Source organism: Pelagibius sp. 7325 (assembly GCF_037652055.1).
Classification (GTDB): domain Bacteria; phylum Pseudomonadota; class Alphaproteobacteria; order Kiloniellales; family Kiloniellaceae; genus Pelagibius.
Window position 1 is genome coordinate 65,946 of the sequence record NZ_JBBKAH010000006.1, and the last position, 19,349, is coordinate 85,294.

General features: G+C 67.3%; 20 protein-coding genes. 11 read left to right on the forward strand and 9 right to left on the reverse strand.

All coding sequences use genetic code 11. From position 1 onward, the window contains the following. The first annotated feature begins 18 nt into the window (after positions 1-18). Positions 19-585, forward strand: a complete 567-nt coding sequence (locus WDC82_RS16340) for a hypothetical protein (RefSeq protein ID WP_340118426.1) — start codon at positions 19-21, stop codon at positions 583-585. Positions 586-698: 113 nt separating this feature from the next. On the opposite strand, the gene WDC82_RS16345 is transcribed toward WDC82_RS16340, so the two are convergent. From WDC82_RS16345 to pdxH, 5 genes are all read right to left on the reverse strand, one after another. After that, on the reverse strand, positions 699-1,484 hold the full coding sequence (locus tag WDC82_RS16345) for an SDR family oxidoreductase (protein WP_340118427.1): 786 nt from the start codon (positions 1,482-1,484) through the stop codon (positions 699-701). A gap of 54 nt (positions 1,485-1,538) precedes the next feature. Next, positions 1,539-1,904 (reverse strand): hypothetical protein, encoded by a 366-nt coding sequence (locus tag WDC82_RS16350; protein WP_340118428.1) that lies wholly within the window; start codon positions 1,902-1,904, stop codon positions 1,539-1,541. 114 nt (positions 1,905-2,018) lie between these two features. After that, a complete protein-coding gene (locus tag WDC82_RS16355) occupies positions 2,019-2,879 on the reverse strand; it encodes a universal stress protein (RefSeq protein WP_340118429.1) in 861 nt (286 codons plus the stop codon). A gap of 114 nt (positions 2,880-2,993) precedes the next feature. Beyond that, positions 2,994-3,950 (reverse strand): cation diffusion facilitator family transporter, encoded by a 957-nt coding sequence (locus WDC82_RS16360; RefSeq protein ID WP_340118430.1) that lies wholly within the window; start codon positions 3,948-3,950, stop codon positions 2,994-2,996. Next, entirely contained in the window at positions 3,947-4,570 is a 624-nt protein-coding gene (pdxH, locus tag WDC82_RS16365; RefSeq protein ID WP_370661560.1) for a pyridoxamine 5'-phosphate oxidase, read from the reverse strand. The genes WDC82_RS16360 and pdxH overlap by 4 nt, the downstream gene beginning before the upstream one ends. A 367-nt stretch (positions 4,571-4,937) precedes the next feature. On the opposite strand from pdxH, the gene WDC82_RS16370 reads away from it, so the two are divergent. From WDC82_RS16370 to WDC82_RS16380, 3 genes are all read left to right on the forward strand, one after another. Then, positions 4,938-5,414: an RT0821/Lpp0805 family surface protein gene (locus tag WDC82_RS16370; RefSeq protein WP_340118432.1), complete on the forward strand. Its 477-nt coding sequence runs from the start codon at positions 4,938-4,940 to the stop codon at positions 5,412-5,414. 156 nt (positions 5,415-5,570) lie between these two features. Next, on the forward strand, positions 5,571-6,479 hold the full coding sequence (locus tag WDC82_RS16375; protein WP_340118433.1) for a J domain-containing protein: 909 nt from the start codon (positions 5,571-5,573) through the stop codon (positions 6,477-6,479). A gap of 38 nt (positions 6,480-6,517) precedes the next feature. Further along, positions 6,518-6,862, forward strand: a complete 345-nt coding sequence (locus WDC82_RS16380) for a chaperone modulator CbpM (RefSeq protein ID WP_340118434.1) — start codon at positions 6,518-6,520, stop codon at positions 6,860-6,862. A 15-nt stretch (positions 6,863-6,877) separates the two neighbouring features. Here the strand turns inward: WDC82_RS16380 and WDC82_RS16385 are convergent, their stop codons facing one another. After that, positions 6,878-7,510 carry a LysE family translocator gene (locus WDC82_RS16385; RefSeq protein WP_340118435.1) on the reverse strand — a complete coding sequence of 211 codons (633 nt, stop codon included), beginning with the start codon at positions 7,508-7,510 and terminating at the stop codon, positions 6,878-6,880. Positions 7,511-7,557: 47 nt separating this feature from the next. Then, a complete protein-coding gene (locus tag WDC82_RS16390) occupies positions 7,558-8,826 on the reverse strand; it encodes a YihY family inner membrane protein (protein ID WP_340118436.1) in 1,269 nt (422 codons plus the stop codon). 185 nt (positions 8,827-9,011) lie between these two features. Between WDC82_RS16390 and fabI the strand changes: the two genes are divergently transcribed. Genes fabI through ltaE form a run of 3 tightly spaced genes read left to right on the forward strand, consistent with a single transcriptional unit; the run spans position 9,012 to position 12,030 of the window. Further along, complete coding sequence (gene fabI, locus WDC82_RS16395; protein ID WP_340118437.1) at positions 9,012-9,851, forward strand: enoyl-ACP reductase FabI; 840 nt, start codon at positions 9,012-9,014, stop codon at positions 9,849-9,851. Between the two features lie 33 nt (positions 9,852-9,884). Continuing rightward, positions 9,885-10,979, forward strand: coding sequence for a chorismate synthase (gene aroC, locus WDC82_RS16400; RefSeq protein WP_340118438.1), 1,095 nt, complete (start codon positions 9,885-9,887; stop codon positions 10,977-10,979). Positions 10,980-10,995: 16 nt separating this feature from the next. Then, a complete protein-coding gene (gene ltaE, locus WDC82_RS16405) occupies positions 10,996-12,030 on the forward strand; it encodes a low-specificity L-threonine aldolase (RefSeq protein WP_340118439.1) in 1,035 nt (344 codons plus the stop codon). Here the strand turns inward: ltaE and WDC82_RS16410 are convergent. Next, positions 12,027-12,929 (reverse strand): sulfotransferase domain-containing protein, encoded by a 903-nt coding sequence (locus tag WDC82_RS16410; protein ID WP_340118440.1) that lies wholly within the window; start codon positions 12,927-12,929, stop codon positions 12,027-12,029. The two genes, ltaE and WDC82_RS16410, sit on opposite strands and share 4 nt — an antisense overlap. 160 nt (positions 12,930-13,089) lie before the next feature. Continuing rightward, positions 13,090-14,382, reverse strand: coding sequence for a class I SAM-dependent RNA methyltransferase (locus WDC82_RS16415; protein ID WP_340118441.1), 1,293 nt, complete (start codon positions 14,380-14,382; stop codon positions 13,090-13,092). A gap of 184 nt (positions 14,383-14,566) precedes the next feature. Here WDC82_RS16415 and sppA point away from each other — a divergent pair, with 184 nt between their 5' ends. The 4 genes from sppA (at position 14,567) to WDC82_RS16435 (ending at position 19,310) form a co-directional block, all read left to right on the forward strand. Beyond that, the gene (sppA, locus tag WDC82_RS16420; RefSeq protein ID WP_340118442.1) at positions 14,567-16,405 is read left to right on the forward strand and encodes a signal peptide peptidase SppA; all 1,839 of its coding nucleotides are present in this window, start codon (positions 14,567-14,569) and stop codon (positions 16,403-16,405) included. A gap of 134 nt (positions 16,406-16,539) precedes the next feature. Continuing rightward, positions 16,540-17,622, forward strand: a complete 1,083-nt coding sequence (locus WDC82_RS16425; RefSeq protein WP_340118443.1) for an ABC transporter ATP-binding protein — start codon at positions 16,540-16,542, stop codon at positions 17,620-17,622. Positions 17,623-17,628: 6 nt separating this feature from the next. Next, on the forward strand, positions 17,629-18,516 hold the full coding sequence (locus WDC82_RS16430; protein WP_340118444.1) for an ABC transporter permease: 888 nt from the start codon (positions 17,629-17,631) through the stop codon (positions 18,514-18,516). Next, positions 18,516-19,310 carry an ABC transporter permease gene (locus WDC82_RS16435; RefSeq protein ID WP_340118445.1) on the forward strand — a complete coding sequence of 265 codons (795 nt, stop codon included), beginning with the start codon at positions 18,516-18,518 and terminating at the stop codon, positions 19,308-19,310. Before WDC82_RS16430 ends, WDC82_RS16435 begins: the two co-directional genes overlap by 1 nt. Positions 19,311-19,349 lie beyond the last annotated feature (39 nt).

The window sequence follows — 19,349 nt, forward strand, 5'->3', positions numbered from 1 at the left end:
CACTGGAACCACCCGCCGATGTATCGCGACAACACCCTGATCCCCAGTGAAGCCGTCCGGCTGCTGGCCTTGGGTATGCTGGCCAGCAAGCCGATGAGCTATGCCGCGCTGGCGCGCGAGGTGCGGCACTTCACCGGCCGCATCGTCGGCCCCTCGCTGGACCTCGTCGGCGCCCCTCTGGAGGTGCTGAAGGTCGAGGGTCTGGTGCAGAACGAGGGCGGGGTGCCCGACGCCGACGACCCCAACGATCCAAACAATGAGAACCAGCTGCTGACCGTCACCGAGCAGGGCCGCGCCGAGCTGCTGCGGCTGCTCTCCGCCAACGTGCGCCCCCAGATCAGCGACATCAACAAGCTGATCGTCGCCTTGAAGATGCGTTTCCTGCACCTGATGGCGCCGTCCGACCGGCGTGTCCAGGCCGAATTGCTGCACGACATCTGCGAGCGCGAACTGGCGCGTCTGATCGACCTACGCGAACACCAGGACCTGGAAGCCGGCTATCTGCATGAGTGGCTCGACCTGGAAATTGCCCAGTCCAACGCGCGCCTGGCCTGGACCGCCAAGCTGCGCGACAGCGTCGGCTGAGGGTCGCCTTCCTGCCACAGCCCAGCTGCCGTCGCGGAGTTTGGTTCCCGGGACCAGATAGCGGCAAGCGATCCCGCCAACGCGCGCCGGGATGTCACCGCAGTGTAACGCGCTCAGTACAGGTGCTGGCCGCCGGTGACGAAGATTTCCGTGCCGGTGACGTAACCGAAGTCCGGGGTGCAGAGGCGGAAAACCGTCGAGGCGACCTCCTCCGGCCGGCCCATGCGGTGCAGCGGGATGCGCGGAATCAGCGCCTCGTACTCTTCGCCGATCATCTCGGTCTCGATCTCGCCGGGTGCCACGGCGTTGACCCGCACGTTGAGCTCGGCGAATTCCACCGCCATCTCGCGCGTGAGGGCCGAGAGCGCCGCCTTGGAGGTCGAATAGGCCGAGCCGGCGAAGGGATGCACGCCATGGCCGGCGATCGAGGTGATGTTGACGATGGCGCCCGGCCCCTTGCGCAGGGCCGAGGCGAAACCCCGGCCCAGCGCCAGCGGCGCGAAGAAGTTCAGCTCGAAGACCTCGCGCCACAGGTCGAGGCTGCCGTTGAGGCAGCCGAGGCGCTCCTTGAAAGCCGTCTTTGGCGACACCGCCGCGTTGTTCACCAGCGCATGCACCGGCCCGTCGCCGATGATCTCCTTGGCCTCGGCCACAAAAGCGGCGACCGCCTTCTTGTCCGAAAGATCGGCGGTAATGTGGTGGGTCCAATTGGGATCGCGCAGGCAGTGGGCGGGAATCTCCTCGCGAGAGCAGGTGATGATCTCCCAGCCCTCGTCGCTGAAACGCTTCACCGTGGCGTGGCCGATGCCGCGGCTGGCACCGGTCAGCACCACGCGCTGACGCTGTCCTTGAGGCTGCTGGGACTGCTGGTGGGCTTGGCCGTTGGTCGTGTCGCTCATGGCGCGATCTTACTCCGGCAGACCGGCGGCGCCAGGAAAGAAATGGGCCCCCGTTCAGCGGACCGAGACGACGCGGAAGGTCCGCAGATCACCGTCGTGCTCGCGAATGGACACGTACTCGCCTTCCTTGAACACGTGCGACTCGAACTTGAACCCGGTCTCGTCGTCATCGGGATCGCCCTTCACGTCGTAGTGAAAGGCCCAATTGCCGCCGCGGGTGTGGCGAAGGTGGCCGGTTTCGTCGGGCTCGCCCTGCCAGAACCGCGTCACCGTGCAGCTCTCGCGTGCGTGGCGCCAGGCTTCCGCATCGATGTGACCCTCCGGCGTAAGGGGTGCCTTCATGATATAGCCGTGCTCCGCGCTGCCGTTCGGAAAGTCGTGATCCCGGGCGAGTTCCAACCGGATGTTCTTCACGCTCACGTAAAACCTCCTGACACGCACGGCCGGCCAACATTCCGGCCGGACCGCGCTTAGCTTGGCTGATGCAGCCCGGCAGCGCAAATCCGCGCCGCGCCCCGGGCCGTCGAAGCGGCCTTAGTGGGCCATGAGAACAGGGATCTTGGCACGCTGCAGGACGCCCTCGGTGGCGCCGCCCAGGATGCGCTCACGCAGGCGGCTGTGGCCATAGGCGCCCATGACAAGGCAGTCGGACCCGGCATGATCGGCCTGGCCGAGCAGGCCGTCGGCGATCGACTCGCTGCCCGGGGTATAGGCCCAGGTCTTCGCCGTGATGCCGTGACCGGCCAGGTAGCGCGCCAGCGCACTGGGCTCGATTACATCGTCGTCCTCGCGCGCGGTGATCACCACCACCTCCCTGGCCTGCTTCAGCAGCGGCAAGGCCGCGGTGACCGCCATCGCCCCCTCGCGAGAGCCGTCCCAGGCGACAGCAACCTTGCTACCGAAACCTTTCTTGGTTTCCGCCGGCACGGCGATCACCGGACGGCCGGTGCCGAACAGCGCGGCGTCCATCGAGGCCGACTCGTCGCCCTCGGTCAGCGAAGGATGCGGCATCACGATGACGTCGGCGAGGCGCCCCAGGCGCTCGATCTCCTCGGGTTGGCGCCCGACCGTGACGTGCAGGCAGACCGCGAACTTGCCCGCCTCGACCGGCTCGTCGGCCTGGACTGCGGGCAGGCCGCTGCACAGGCGCTTGAAGCTCGTCTCTACCGCCTCGCGGCGCCGGGCGTTGCTGGCCTCGACCGACGCCATGACCTGCTCCAGGGCGGTGCCGGACATGCCCTCTCCGACGTAAGGCAGCAGGTCACGCGGGTCGTTGGCCACATGCAGCATTTCGACGCGCGCGCCGAAGCGCTGACCGAGGTCGATCGCCGCGGCCATCGCCGCGTCGCTGCCGGCGGCCCCGTCGGTTACGGCAAGAATGGCGGCCCAATCCATGGCTGGCTCCTTGGCTTAAGGTGGGAAACGAAAGAACTGCTTCTAACTCGTTTCAATGAGAGGGCGAACGGCGTCCGCCGGCATTGACCTGAGTCAAGCAGGACCTCTTTGGCGCTAAGCGGACTTAATCCCGTCGCCACGGTCCGGGCCACCCTCATAAGGATCCTGGTGCACGATCACCTCGGCGCCGGGGAAGGCCTCGCGCAGGTCCCCTTCCACCGCATCGGCGATGGCGTGAGCCTGCACCAGGCTCTGATGGGGATCGAGCTCGATATGGCATTGGATGAAAATCTGCGGGCCGGAGGCACGTGTGCGCAGGTCGTGGATACCCAGAACGCCGCGGTGGCCGAGGATCGCCGCGCGGATGCTGTGGCGTTCCTCCTCCGGCAGCTCGCGGTCCATCAGCATGTCGAGCGCGCCGCTGGCGATCTGCCAGGCGTTGTAGAGGATGTAGGCGGCGATGCCGATGCCGAAGATCGGATCGGCAAGGTGCCAGCCGAGCTGCGCGGCGAGGATCAGCGCCACGATGACGGCCCCGTTCACCAGCACGTCGCCGGTGTAGTGCAATTGGTCGGCGCTGATCGCCAGCGAGCCGGTGCGCCGGATGACGTGGCGCTGTAAGGCCACGAGGGCGAGCGTGGCGACGATCGAGAACAGCATGACGGCGATGCCGATCTCGCTACGCGCCACCTCGTGGGTTGTGAAGAAGCGCGGTGCCGCCTCGATCACCAGGAAGATTGCCGAGCCGGTGATGAAGGCGGCCTGCCCCATGGCGGCCAGCGGCTCCGCCTTGCCGTGGCCGAAGCGGTGTTCGCGGTCGGCCGGGACCAGGGCATGGCGCACGGCAATGAGATTGATCATCGATGCCGCCGCGTCGAGCAGCGAGTCGATGAGCGTCGACAGGATGCTGACCGAGTCGGTGACCACGAAAGCGACCAGCTTCACCACGATCAGCAGGCAGGCGGTGGCCACCGAGGCGGTGGTCGCCAGACGCAGCAGCCGCGCTGCCTCCGGCCCGCCGACGCGAGCCGCAGCGTCCTTCCGGGCCGGCTGATCCGGTCCTCCGCTCACGGGTAGAGCCGCTCCGTGGTCCAACCGCTCACGGAGCCTTCCGCTCCGGCTTCCGCCCCCCCCTCTCCGCGGCTGTAGACGAGGCGGTCGTGCAGGCGGAAGGCGCCATCCTGCCAGAACTCGATGAGCCGCGGGGTCAGGCGAAAACCCGACCAGTGAGGCGGGCGCGGCACCGTGCCGAGGGCGTACTTGGCGGCGTAGAGGGCGACGCGCTTTTCCAGCTCGAAGCGGCCCTCCAGGGGACGCGACTGCTGGCTGGCCCAGGCGCCGATCTGGCTCTGCTTGTGGCGGCTGGCGAAATACTCGTCCGCCTCGGCATCGCCGACCGGCACCACCGCGCCCTCGATGCGCACTTGGCGGCGCAGGCTTTTCCAATGGAACAGCAGCGCCGCCTTAGGTGTCGCCAACAGCTGGCGGCCCTTGCGGCTCTCGTAGTTCGTGTAAAACACGAAGCCGTCGCGGTCATAACCCTTCAGCAGCACCATGCGGCAGGACGGCATGCCGTCCTCGCCGACGGTTGACAGCGCCATGGCGTTGGGGTCGTTGGGCTCCGAGGCCTCGGCCTCGGCCAGCCAGACGGCGAAGAGCGCCAGCGGATCGGCAGGCTGCTCCGATCTGATTTCCATTTACCTACGTCCTTTACCGAACCGGCCCACCCTGCCCGAAGCTGCCGGGAAACCTACCGGGGCGAGCCGGGTTGATCTATCGCAGGGCGCCACCATATAGCGGCCGCATAGCCTGGAACAGGGCCTAGAAGGGCCGAAATGCGCGGATTTGCGCGCGATAAATCATCCGGGCATGCTGCCGGGGATGGTTCTGCGGCGGCAACCGTAGCATAGACAGGTTTTCCGCCGCACTGGCACCTGCCATCGGATCGCCCCATTTGGGGCCTAACTGTTCCTCCAGGCCATGCCTGGGGTCCTCTCCTGAGCCAAGAACGGGAGCCATTGACCGGGGGGACCCTTGACGTTGAGAAAGGGCAATACAATGAAGTTCCGAGTCGTTATCGCCGCCGCCGCCATCGCGCTCACTGCCGCCGCCTGCGAAAACAGCAGCCTGGGCGGCACCAAGCAGACCATCGGTACCTTGGGCGGTGCCGCAGCGGGCGGCCTGTTCGGCGCCCAGTTCGGCGGCGGCTCCGGCCAACTCGCCGCCACGGCCGCCGGCGCCCTGCTGGGCGCCTTCATCGGCAGCGAGATCGGCCGTACCATGGACGAGGTCGACCGCCAGAAGGCCGAGTCGGCCTACCAGCGCGCCACCACGGCGCCAGTCGGCGATACCATCACCTGGAGCAACCCCAACACCGGCAACAGCGGCAGCGTGACGCCAACCCGCGAGGGCACCTCCTCGACCGGCGCCTACTGCCGCGAGTTCCAGCAGACCGTCATCATCGGCGGCAAGGAAGAGCAGGCCTACGGCACGGCCTGCCGCCAGCCCGACGGCGCCTGGGAAATCCGCAGCTAAACAGAGGGTGTTCGAGACCTTTCCCGGCCCGCCTTCGGCGGGCGTTAAGGAAATCTGACAGCCTCTTGGGTGTAGGATCGGGAGGAGGTATCCTGGCACGGATGCCTCCTTCCCCGATTCCGGGGTCAAACCTTCAAGGTCACGTCGTTAGAGCCTATGCAGGATCCCTACAAGCTGCTGAACGTCGAGCGCTCGGCCTCGCAAGAGGAGGTCAAGCGCGCCTACCGCAAGCTGGCCAAGGAGTTGCACCCGGACATCAATCCGGGCAACGCGGCCATCGAACAGAAGTTCAAGGAAGTTTCCCAGGCCTACAGCATCCTGGGCGACCCGGAGAAGCGTAAGCGCTTCGACCAGGGCGAGATCGACGCCAGCGGCCAGGAAACACCCTGGAAAGGCGGATTCTACCGTAACCATGCCGGCACCAAGCGGGGCGCCAAGTACAGCCCCTTCGACGCCGGCGAGGACGTCAACGTCGACGACATCTTCGCCGACCTCTTCGGCTCGCGCACCCGCCGGGTGCGGCGGCCGGGTGCCAACGTCTCCTACACCGTGCCGATCAGCTTCCTGGAGGCCGCCAAGGGCGCCAAGAAGCGCATCAAGCTGGCCGACGGCAAGACGCTGGACGTGCGCATTCCGCCGGGCACCGAGGATCGCCAGAGCCTGCGCCTGAAAGGCCAGGGAATGCCGGGCGTCGGCGGCGGACCGGCGGGCGACGCGCTGGTCGAGGTGCACATCGAGCCGCACCCGTTCTTCGAGCGGAAGGGCAACAACGTGCATGTCGAACTGCCGGTCACCCTGCAGGAGGCGCTGCTGGGTGCCACCGTCACCGTGCCGACGGTGTACGGCAGCGTGTCGATGAAGATCCCACAGGGCTCCAACAGCGGTTCGACCCTGCGCCTCAAGGGCAAGGGCGTCCAGGCGCGCGACAGCGACGAGGTCGGTGACCAGTACGTGAAACTGCGCGTCATGCTGCCGGAGCGACCGGACCAGGAGCTGCGTGAGTTCATCGAGAACTGGAGCCGCTCGCACGACTACGACCCGCGGCGCAAGGCGGGCATGACCTGATCGAGGTCCACAGCCAGAGCGAGGGGAGCGCGACGGCCATGGCGGCAAGTTTCGAAGATGTGCTGGTATCGCTGGACATCGGTGCCAGCGAGCTGCATGCCTGGATTGAGCAGCACTGGGTGCTGCCGGTCGAGGAGAGCGGCGATTTCTATTTCGACGAAGCCGACGTGGCGCGCGTGAAGCTGATCGCCGAGTTGCGCAACGACCTCGGCGTCAACGAGGACGCCATCCCCGTCGTGCTGCGGCTGCTCGATCAGGTCTACAGCCTGCGCCGCGCGCTATCCGAACTGAACGAAGCGATCCGGGAACTGCCGGAGTCGGCGCAGGAGCAGTTGCGCGCCCACCTCAGCGACGACGACGAGGACCAGACGGCTTCGACGTGATCCGGGTTGCGGCGATCAGGGATTGAGTGCCGCCAGCTTGGCGCCGAAGCCCACGAAGATCACCCCCGTCACAGCCTTCAGCCAGCGCTGAAAGCGCCCGCCGCGCGCCACGCGCATGACCTTTGCGAACAACAGCACCATCGCGGTGAACCACACCACGTTCAGCAGCGCGTGCACGCAGACCAGCAGGAATGCGCCCGACACCGCGCCTTCGCCAAGAGGCATGAACTGCGGAAAGGCCGCGAGGTAGAACATCGAGACCTTGGGGTTGAGGGCATTGGTGACGAACCCTTCGGCAAAGGCCTTGGCGAGCGTACGCCGGCGCCGGGCCGGTGTCACCGCGGCGACTTTCTCGACACCCCGCCAGGCGTCGCGCAAGGCCTTGAAGCCGATCCAGCAGAGATAGGCCGCGCCCAGCATCTTCACCACGAAGAAGGCTTCGGCCGAACGCACCAGGATCACCGAGATGCCGAAGATCGCCAGCGTGCCGTGCAGGTAGAAGGCGGCGACGAATCCGCCGATGTTGGCGAAACCGGCAAGCCGGCCGGAGGTCGGGACGGTCTTGGCGATCAACACGCCGTTTGGACCGGGCGACATGACCAGCAGGCCCGCCACCGCGGCGAAGCTGAGAACGTGGACGAGTTCCATGGGGCGGGGTCCTAGCGGGGAGGGCTGTTCACCTATCTTTCATCGCCCTATCTTTCGTCCCTGGGCGCCGGATGCAAGCGCGCAACGCCGTCGGGCGGATCGCTGGCCGTCGCCTTGTCGATCAGCGTGGCGAGGCTCTTGCCCTTCACGTCGTGGCCGAGCTCGCCTGCCGCGTTGACGATCGCCTCGACCCCTTCCGGCCAGCCCTCGCCCGGCGCCAGCGCGAGGTCGAGCGCCACCAGCAGATCCTGCAGGCTGGCCGTCGTCAGGTCGCGGGTGAGGAACCAGCGCCCACCGCTGCGCCCGGCGAAGCCGTGCTGCTTCAGCGCGTGGAGAACCGACGCCAGTTGATCGAGGCCGGCGGGAAGGCCGCGGGTCAGTGCGGTTTCCTTCAGCATGGAGCCCGAGCGCGCGGCGTTGCGCAGGCGATACAGCAGTGCCAGCGCCAGCGCCAGCCGCGGCCCGGCGCCGCGGCTACCGGCGCGCAGGCGATCGAGCAGACGCCACTCCGGCGCCGCCGCGGCGACCTCCGCGCCGAACAGCACGATGGCCCAGGAGATGTACATCCACACCAGGAAGACCGGCACCGCCGCCATGGCGCCGTAGATCGCCTCATAAGAGGGAAACTGCCTCAGGTAGAGACCAAAGCCCCACTTCACGAACTCGAAGAGCGCCGCGCCGACAACGCCGCCGATCAACGCATGGTGGAAGGCGACGCTGCGCGCCGGCACAACGGTATACAGCAGGGTGAAACCGCAGGCCGTGAGCAGGAAGGGCAGCAGGCGGGTGAGGCCGAAGGCACGGTCGCCGTGCTCCAGCACCGCGGTGGCGAAGCCATAACTGGACAGCGACAGCGAGGCGCCGAGCAGCAGCGGCCCGATGGTCAGCACCATCCAATAGGCCATGATGCGCACACCCAGCGAGCGCGGCTCGGTAACCCGCCAGATGCCGTTGAAGGCGCCGTTGATGGTGGAGAGCAGCAAAATGGCGGTGACCATCAGCGCCAGGGTCCCCGCCCCGGTCATCGATCGGGCGTTCTCCACGAAGGTGGCAATCTGGTCGCTGACCTCCACCCCGGCGTTGGGCACGAGGTTCTGGAACAGCAGCAGCTGGGCATCGACCCTGAGGCGCTCGAAGGCCGGAAAGGCGGACAGCAGGCCGAAGCAGATGGCCAGGATTGGGACGATGGCCAGCAGCGAGGCGTAGCTCAGCTGGGTTGCCGTCCGCAGACACTGGTCGGCCATGAAACGGCGGCCGCAGTAGGCGGCAAAAGGGGCAAGGTTCCGCAGGAATCCAAGAAATTCGGGTTTCTTCATGGCACCATCCCATGTCCGCTCAGGGGCCCCGCCTGCCTGCCCGAAAGAGCGGCATTGTATAGCAAGAATCGGCGGAAATGTGGGATTATTGCGAGGTCGCGGCGTTGACCCGCGAGGCCTTTGGTGTAGGATGCCGCTCTTCCTGAAGCACCTTTGCAATCTGACTGACATTTCGAGGAGAAGGAATGACCGAGCCCCAACCCTTAATGGCCGGCAAGCGCGGCCTTGTCATGGGGGTCGCCAATGACCGGTCCATTGCCTGGGGCATCGCCAAGGCCACCCACGCACAGGGGGCCGAACTCGCCTTCACCTACCAGGGCGAAGCCCTGGAAAAGCGGGTCCGCCCGTTGGCCGATTCGGTCGGCGCCAAGCTGGTGCTGCCCTGCGACGTCACCGACGACGCCTCGATCGACGCCGTCTTTGCCGGAATCGAGAAGGCCTGGGGCAAGCTGGACTTCCTGGTCCACGCCATCGCCTATGCCGACAAGGAAGAGCTGAAGGGCAAGTACCTCGCGACCAGCCGCGGCAACTTTCTGCGCTCGCTCGACATCTCCTGCTATTCGCTGACCGCGATCAGCCAGCGGGCTGTGCCGCTGATGAAGGATGGCGGCAGCATCGTCACCCTGACCTACTACGGCGCCGAGCGCGTCATGCCGCACTACAACGTCATGGGCGTCGCCAAAGCGGCGCTGGAGGCCAGCGTACGCTACCTCGCTGCCGACCTCGGCGACCAGGGTATCCGCGTCAACGCCATTTCCGCCGGCCCGATCAAGACGCTGGCCGCCTCCGGTATCGGCGACTTCCGGCATATCCTGAAGTGGAACGAACTGAATTCGCCGCTGCGGCAGAATGTCAGCATCGAGCAGGTCGGCGGCGCCGGCCTCTACCTGCTGTCTGATCTTTCCGGGGGCGTTACCGGCGAGGTGCATCACGTCGACTCCGGCTATCACGTGGTCGGCATGATGTCGGTCGATGCAGCCCCGCAGCTCGCCGAGCTGCTGAAGAATTTCACGCCTCAATCCTGAGGCAGACTCTCACCCCGTAAGGGCGCCCCGCCGATGGCAGGCAACAGTTTCGGAGAGATCTTTCGCTTCATCACCTGGGGCGAAAGCCACGGCCCCGCCATCGGCTGCGTCGTCGACGGCGTGCCGCCGCTCATCCCGCTGGAAGCATCGGACCTGCAGCACTGGCTCGACAGGCGCAAGCCCGGACAGTCGCGCTTCACGACGCAACGCCGCGAGCCTGACGAGGTGAAGATTCTTTCCGGCGTGTTCGATGGCGTGACCACCGGCACGCCGGTCTCCCTCGTCATCGAGAACCAGGACCAGCGCTCCAAGGACTACGGCGACATCGCCGACAAGTTCCGGCCCGGTCACGCCGACTATACCTACTGGAAGAAATACGGCATCCGCGACTACCGCGGCGGCGGGCGCTCCTCGGCGCGCGAGACCGCCATGCGGGTCGCCGCCGGCGGCATCGCCCGCAAGGTGCTCAACCACGTGCTGGGCCAGGCGGTGACGATCCGCGGCGCCCTGGTGCAGATGGGCCCGCACCGCATCGAGCGTGACAACTGGGACTGGGACCAGATCGTGCAGAATCCCTTCTGGTGCCCCGACGCCAAGGCGGCCAAGGACTGGGAAGGCTTCCTCGACGGCGTCCGCAAGGCCGGCTCCTCCACCGGTGCCGTGATCGAGGTGGTGGCCTCGGGCGTGCCCGCGGGCCTCGGCGAGCCGGTCTACGACAAGCTCGACGCCGACCTCGCCAAGGCGATGATGTCGATCAACGCGGTGAAGTCGGTCGAGATCGGCGCCGGGCTGGAAGCGGCAGCCCTCAGCGGCGAGGAGAACGCCGACGAGATGCGCCTGGAAGGCAACGGCGTCGCCTTCACCTCCAACAAGGCCGGCGGCATCCTGGGAGGCATCTCCACCGGCCAGGACGTGGTGGTGCGCTTCGCGGTGAAGCCGACCTCCTCCATCCTGACGCCGCGCAAGACCGTCGACCGCCACGGCAAGGAGACCGAGATCGTCACCAAGGGCCGTCACGATCCCTGCGTCGGCATCCGCGCGGTGCCGGTGGGCGAGGCGATGATGGCGATCGTGCTGGCCGACCACTTGCTGCGCCAGCGCGCACTGACCGGCACGTTGCCCGAGTAATTCCAGGACGGACATCATGATCAATCTTTACAGCGACACCCAGACGCAGCCGTCAAAGGCGATGCGCCTTGCCATGGCCGAGGCCGAGGTCGGCGACGAGCAGCGCGGCGAGGACCCCAGCGTCAACCGGCTCTGCGAGATGACCGCCGAGCTGCTGGGCAAGGAGGCCGCGGTCTTCCTGCCGTCCGGCACCATGTGCAACCAGCTGGCCATCCACATCCACTGCCGTCCGGGCGAGGAGATCATCGCCCATCGCACCGCGCACATCCTGAACTTCGAGGCCGGCGGCACCGCCGCCTTTTCCGGCGTGCAGATCCAGGGCCTCGATGGCGCCAAGGGCCAGTTCTCGGTAGAGGCCGCGCGCGCGGCGATCCGCCCCAAGGACCGCCACAATCCGCAGACCCGCCTGATCGCAATTGAGCAGACCGCGAACCTGGGCGGCGGCGCCGTCTGGCCGCTCGCCGACATCCAGGCGCTCGGCGCGCTCGCCGATCAGCAGGGCCTCGCCTACCACATGGACGGCGCGCGCCTGTTGAACGCCGTCGTCGCCTCGGGCGTTACGGCCAAGGACTTCGCCGGCCCCTTCGACAGCTTGTGGATCGATCTTTCCAAGGGTCTCGGCTGCCCGGTCGGCGCGGTGCTGGCGGGCTCCAAGGAATTCATCGAAGAAGCCTGGCGCCTGAAGCAGCGCACCGGCGGCGCCATGCGCCAGGCCGGCATCATCGCGGCCGCCGGCATCTACGCGCTGGAGCACAACGTCGAGCGCCTGGCCGAGGATCATGCCAACGCCAAGCTCTTCGCCGAGTCCCTGCGCAACCTGCCGGGCGTGAAGGTCGACCCCCAGGCGGTGGAGACCAACATCGTGTTCTTCGACATCGCCGGCAGCGGCATGACCGCCGACTCGTTCTGCGATGCGCTGAAAGCCAAGGGCGTCGACCTGGGCGGCGCCGGCACCTCCGTCCGCGCCGTCACCCACCTGGATATTTCGCGAGACGATGTGATGACCGCGGTGGACGCGATCCGCAACGTGCTGCAGGAAGCGAAACGTTAGGCCTTCGCTTCGCTTCCACCGCCCAGCCAGGCGGCACAGTCCTCGCCCAGTTCCGCCCGCGCGCGGTGCTCGTAAGCCTTGCAGTCCGCGGCCGTGAGGACATCGCGCCAGCGGCCGTTGGTGCCTTTGTGCACGAAGGTCTGCGCGCCGCCTTCCCAGAAGGCGCCGCCGAGCGGCACGCTGGCCGAGGCATTCGCCTTCATGTAATCGAACGAACAGTGCTCGACAATGGCGTCCCAGCGCGATTCGTCGACCGCGATATCGAGAAACGCCGCGATCTGCCGGATCCCTCCCGGCATGTCGTTCTTGAGATCGGCAAAATGCAGCAGCAGGACATTCGGCAAGTGGCGGATGGCCCACCACGAGCGCACGTGGTCCCAGAACGGCCAGAAGGGATGGCCGTCCCGCTCGATCCATTCGAGGTAGTACTGCCGTACGTCGTCCGTCGGCCTTTCGATCGCGGGCCCGACGCGGCCCGGCGAATCGTTCAACGCCTCGTACCAGAGCTGATTGGCGTTGGCGTGATGGTTGTACATGCTCCAGGCGACGTCACGGCCATCACGGCCGATGTAGATGTACTTGGCCTTCGGCGAAAAAACGAGCGCATCGACCGGCAGATGGGTCTTCAGGAAACGCCGATGCGTCTGCTTCTCGATCTCCGGCAGCTTTACTTCCTTGGGCGGGATGCGCAGATCCAGCCAGGGCGACAGCTCCGCTACCGACACGTCGTCGCGCCCGGCGAAGATCAATTGCGCGACGATCTGCTGTAACCAGGTCGTGCCCGACTTGCCGTAGGTGGCGATGACGATGTCGTCGTCGCGAAAGCGGAAGTCGTTCCAGATCGTCGAATCGAAATGATGATTGTGAAGCTCGCGACGCTTCTGCGGCCATGCCGTCATGTCGTTCTCACCTCCGTTTCACCCAGGGTCATTCCCGCAGGAGCGCGGGTGTCGCGGCGGTGAGTAGGTAGCCGGGCCAACGCAGCGGACAGGAGAGATTTTCGGTGCGTGGTCTTACAAAATCGTTAAGGAACGTCAGGACTTATCCTGCAATTGTAACCTAGCGCTCGAACACCGCGACCAGTTCCAGATGACCCGACCAGGGGAACTGGTCGATGGGCGTCGCTTCTTTCAGACGGTAGCCGCCGTCGACCAATGTCCGCGCGTCGCGCGCGAAGGTCGTGGGGTTGCACGAGACGGCGATGACCGTCGGCACGTCGCAGGCGGCGATCTCCGCAACCTGCTCGCGGGCGCCGTTGCGCGGCGGATCGAAGACCACCACATCGCCGCCGGAGAGTTCGTCGGCCAGCACCGGAAAGCGTGCGAGGTCGCGCGGTTCCGCCTGCACGCGGCCCGCACGATCGGAGCGCCGCGCGGCGGCTTCCAAGGCCATCAGCGAGTCCTCGGCGCCTTCGGCCGCGTAGACCTGCATCCGTTCGGCAAGCGGAAAGGTGAAGGTGCCGCAGCCGGCGAAGAGGTCGGCCGCCGTCTCCGCGCCGTCCGGCACCGCGGCCATGACCAGCTCGACCAGAATGGCCTCGCCCTCCGCCGTCGGCTGCACAAAGCCGCCGGGCGGCAGCAGCACCGGCACGCCACCGAAAGTGAGCAGCGGATCGCGGCGGAACGCCAGCGGGGTCGGCTCGTCCTGTCCGTCGGTCCACGACAGCCGCGCCAGGTCGCTTTCCTCGGCGAAGGCGGCCAGCGTCTCGCGGTCGATGAGCCGCAGCGGCTGGCGCGAGTCGATCAGTACATCGACGCCGGTTTCGCAGAGCGTCGCGGTGACGCGGGCCTGCTCGCGGATCTCCAGCACCGGCTGCAGAGCCGCATGGAGCGGCGCGATGAGCGCGTGCAGCTCCGGCGCTACCAGCAGGCAGGAATCGATGTCGGCGAGCTGATGGGACTCGCGCTCGTAGTAGCCGAGCAAAAGCTTCTCGGCCGTGCGCAGCGCCGACCAGGTGATGCGCCGGCGGCTGCCCGGCGCCACGCGCCGCAGGGGATGCAGCGTCTCCGGCTGCAGGCCCTTGCGCTCCAGCGCGATGGTGAGTTGCTCCGCCTTCCAGGCCGCGTAGGCGCCGTCCTCCATGTGCTGCAGGGCGCAGCCGCCGCAGGGACCGAAGAAGGGACAGGGTGGGTCGGCGCGGTTGGGGCCGGGCTGCAGCAGCTCGATCACCTCGCCCTTGAAGCCGCCGCCGCGCTCCCCCGTCACCCGCGCCAGCACCTGGTCGCCGGGCACGGTCTGGGCCAGGAACAGCGGGCGGCCGTCGACCGTGGCAATGCCGTCGCCCTTGGCGCCCAGCGCCTCCACCGTCAGCTCGACCTGGCGGCCGCCGCCGCGCCGCGCCTTACGCCGCATGGGCCCGCCTCCGGGGTGTTCTCTCCGTCATGATCCGTGGTTTTTCCCTATTTCGCTGGGTTTTGCGGGCGGACTTTGCGCGATCCCCGCCCGGCTGGCAAGCCGCGACACCGTCCCCGCCGGTCCCTCTTTCGGCACGAAAATTTAACTGGCCAGGGGGCGGGCGAGCCGGTGAGATAGCGGCATGATCCGAATCATCCTCTTCCTGCTGAAGTGCGTGGTCGGCCTCTTCGCGGCGGTCGGCTTCCTCATCATCGCCGGCGTCGTTGCCGGCGCCCTGCTGCTGCCCCGCTTCGACGCCTTCCAGCCGCGGGTGGCCGAGGTGCCCGACGGTATGGTGCTGGTGCTCGACCTCTCCGAAGGGCTGGTCGAGCAGCGCCCCGACAATCCCCTGGCGCGCGCCTCCCTCGGGCCCACGCTGGTGCTGCGCGAGGCGGTGACGGCGCTGGACGCGGCCGGACGCGACGAGCGGGTGAAGGGCCTCGTCATTCGCGCCGGCTGGGGCGAGCCGGGCCTCGCCCAGGTGCAGGAGCTGCGCGAGGCCGTTGCCGGGTTTCGCGCCCAGGGCAAACCGGTCACCGCCTTCGCCGAGACCTTCGGCGAGGCGGGCAACGGCACCCTGCACTACTTCCTCGCCAGCGCGGCGGGGGAAATCTGGATGCAGCCCTCGGGCGATCTCGGCATTACCGGCTTCGCCCTGGAGCAGCCCTTCCTGAAGCCGCTGCTGGAGGACATCGGCGTGCGCGCCCAAGTCGCCCAGCGCGAGGAGTACAAGGGCGCCTTGAGCTTTCTCACCGACGACACCATGCCCGCGCCGATCCGCCAGAACCTGCAGCGCTATCTCGATTCAGCGCTGATGCAGATCGCGACGTCGGTCGCCGAGTCGCGCAACCTGGAGGCCGCCGCCGTGCGCCAGATGGTCGACCGCGCGCCCTACCGCGGCCGGCAGGCCGTCGACCTGGGTCTGGTCGACCGCCTCGGCTATTGGGACGAGCTGCGCGATGCCGTCGAGGCCGCGATGCAGTCCGCCGGCGGCGAAGAAGCGGCCTGGGTCTCGCTGGGCGACTACGCGGAAACCGTGGAGCAGGACGGCTCGGAGCTGGACGATAATGCCGATGCGCCCGTCATCGCACTGGTGCACGGCGAAGGCCCGATCATCCTGGCTGAGAGCGAGAACGATCCCATCTTCGGGCGCGTCACCATGGGCGCCGTCGACGTCGCCGAGGCATTGGCCGCGGCGATCGACGACCCCGAGGTCGCGGCCATCGTCTTTCGCGTCGACAGCCCGGGCGGCTCCTACGTCGGCTCCGACACCATCTGGCGCGAGGTGCAGCGCGCCCGCGACCTGGGCAAGCCGCTGGTGGTTTCCATGGGCAATGTCGCGGCCTCCGGCGGCTACTTCGTCTCGGCGGCGGCCGAGGCCATCGTGGCCCAGCCGGGGACCCTCACCGGCTCCATCGGCGTGGTAGCCGGCAAGGTTTCGCTGCGCGAGCTCTGGGCGGACCTGGGCGTGAATTGGGACGGCGTGCAGGCGGGCCAGCGCGCCGCGATCTGGAGCCCCAATGCCCCCTTCAGCCGCGACGAGTGGGACTGGCTGCAGCAGACCCTGGATGCCACCTATGCCGACTTCACCGGCAAGGTGGCCGCAGGGCGCGGTCTCGCGCGCGAAGAGGTGTTGGCGGTCGCCAAGGGCCAGATCTGGTCGGGTGCCGACGCCAAGGCGGCCGGTCTGATCGACGAGCTGGGCGGCTACCGGAAGGCGCTCAGCCTTGCCAAGGGCGCCGCCGGTATCGCCGAAGACGCGGGCGTGCGCCTGCGCGCCTTCCCGGCCGAGCGCGATCCCTTTGCCGCCTTCCTGGAAGATGCCCTCGGCGGCATCGAAAGCCCCGGCATGCGCGCGCTGCTGCGCAGCCTGGCGCGAGTGGCCGAGACCCTGGCGCCGCTGGTCCGGGCTGCGGAAACGCTGACTGGCGACCCGCGCAGCCATGCCTTGCAATCGCCCCAGGCCATTCCCGTCAGGTGATATAAGCCGAGCGATCAAACCCGCAAAATTCAAAGCTTTTTCGCAGCAGATGTGGGAAACCGCCAGGATTCCGCCTTGTGGTCGCTCAACCTGCCTCGCTATGCTCGACAGCAAGCAGGTACAGGGAGAGTTGAGTGCAAACAGCAGCCATCGAAGCGCGGGGGCTGTCCAAGACCTTCGGCGCCGGATCAGAGGCGGTTCATGCCCTCGACGACGTCTCGCTGACCATCCGCCAGAACGAGTTCTTCACCCTGCTCGGCCCCTCCGGCTGCGGCAAAACCACCCTGCTGCGCCTCATCGGCGGCTTCGAGCAGCCGACCAAGGGCGATGTCTTCCTGGAAGGCCAGCAGCTGACCGGATTGCCGCCCTTCAAGCGGCCGATCAACACGGTGTTCCAGAGCTATGCCCTCTTCCCGCACCTGAGTGTCGGACAGAACATTGCCTTCGGGCTGGAGATGCTGGGCCGCCCCAAGGACGAGCGCGAGGCCCGTGTCGAGCAGATGCTGGCCCTGGTGAAGCTGCAGGGCTACGCCAACCGCAAGCCGGCGCAGCTTTCGGGCGGCCAGCAGCAGCGCGTCGCCCTGGCCCGCGCGCTGGCCAGTCAGCCCAAGGTGCTTCTGCTCGACGAACCGCTCTCCGCGCTCGACCTGAAACTGCGCAAGGAGATGCAGATCGAGCTGAAGCGCCTGCAGACCGAGACCGGCATCACCTTCGTCTTCGTCACCCATGACCAGGAAGAAGCGCTCACCATGTCCGACCGCCTCGCGGTGATGGAGAGCGGCAAGGTCTTGCAGATCGGCTCGCCGACGGAAATCTACGAACACCCGCAGCGCCGCTTCGTCGCCGACTTCATCGGCGAGACCAATTTCCTGGAAGGCCGCCTGGAGAACGCCGGCGGACGCACCGTCGCACATCTCAAGTGCGGCAGCGTCCTGGGCCTCAACGGCGCCGCGAACGACATGGGCGGCAGCAACGTTACCCTGGCGGTGCGCCCGGAACGCGCGGTGCTCGCGTCCGCCACCGCCGAGGGCCTGCCGGCCAAGGTGGGCGCCGTGGTCTACATGGGCACCGACACCACCTACCACCTGACGCTGGCCGACGGCACGCCTTTCGTCGTGCGCAGCCAGAACAGCGAGGGCGCGCGCCTCGACCTCGCCAGCGGCGCCGAGGTGAAGGTGCAGATCGCGCCGGCCGCCGTCCAGCGCCTGGCGGACTGAGCCCAGATGGTTTCCGCAACCGGCAAGCGCGTCCTGCAGATCACGCCCGCCTTGGCGATCATCGGGTTCTTCATGGTGGCGCCGCTGCTGCTCATGGCCTACGTGTCGATCCTGCAGAAGGGCCTCAACGGCGGCGTGGTGTGGGACAGCATCACCCCGGAAGCCTACGTAAACTTCATCTTCGAGCGCGACCTCGACGACAGCCTGATCCTCAACACCGACTACCTGCAGATCTTCGCGCGCTCCTTCGGCCTCTCGCTGCTGACCGCCGTGCTGGCGCTGGCGATCGGCTTCCCGACCGCGCTTTACATGTCGATGCAGCCGGAAGGCCGCCGCAACCTGCTGATCTTCCTGGTCACCATCCCGTTCTGGACCAACCTGTTGGTGCGCAACTACGCTTGGATCCTGCTGCTGCGCAACGGCGGCCTGGTGGAAAACCTGCTGCACTGGCTGGGCATCAGCGACCAGCCGCTCGGTCTGCTCTATACGCCCTATGCCGTTTCCATCGGCCTCACCTACAGCTACCTGCCCTTCATGGTGCTGCCGATCTACGCCAGCCTGGAAAAAATGGATTCGCGGCTCATCGAGGCCGCCTTCGACCTCGGCGCAGACCGCAAGCGCGCCCTCACCCGCGTCATCCTGCCGCTGGCCGCCCCCGGCATCGCCGCCGGCTGCGTGCTGGTCTTCGTGCCGGCGCTGGGCGCCTACGTGACGCCGGAGCTCCTGGGCGGTGGCAAGTCGATGATGATCGGCAACCTGATCCAGAGCCAGTTCGGCGCCGCGCGCAACTGGCCCTTCGGCGCGGCGCTGGCTTTCGCCCTGCTCGCCATCGTACTGCTGGCGATGATGGCCTACCTTCTACGCTTCCGGCGCGCGCCGGCGGGAGGCCACTGATGCGCGTCGATGTCAGCAATCCCCTGTGGCGCTTCCGCGGTATCCGCGCGGCCAGCTGGCTGTTCTTCGCCTACCTCTACCTGCCGATCATCGTGCTCATCGTCTTGAGCTTCAACGAGAACCGCCTGGCGACGATCTGGAGCGGCTTCTCGACCCAGTGGTACGGCATCGTGCTGGCCAACGACGACATCATCCGCGCGGCAACCAACTCCCTCGTCGTCGCCACCGCCGCGACCCTGGCGGCGACGGCCGCCGCGACTCTCGCCGCTCTCGGCATGGCAAAGGGCCGCTTCCGCGGCGCGGACGGCATTTCCGGCCTCATCGTGCTGCCGCTGGTGGTGCCTGAAATCGTCACGGCCGTCGCCAGCCTGCTGTTCTTCATCCTCATCGGCTTCCGGCTGGGCCTCACCACGGTGATCGTCGCCCACACGGTGTTCTGCATCCCCTTCGCCTACCTGCCGATCCGCGCCCGCCTGGAGGGCATGGACAAGGCGCTGGGCGAAGCCGCCGCAGATCTCTACGCCAGCGACTGGCAGGCCTTCCGGCGCGTGACGCTACCGCTGCTGTGGCCGGGCATCCTGTCCGGCGGAATGCTGGCCTTCATCATCTCGCTGGACGACTTCGTCATCACCTATTTTGTGGCCGGCGCCGGCGCAACCACGCTGCCGGTCTATATCTTCGGCATGATCCGCATCGGCATCACGCCGGAGGTCAACGCGATTTCCTCGATGATGCTGATCGTCTCGATCCTCTTCGTCACCCTGTCGTTCCTGGTCGGCAGGCTGCGGCGATAACGCCCCGCTGCGGCGAGACGGCGCCGCACGGACAAGGCG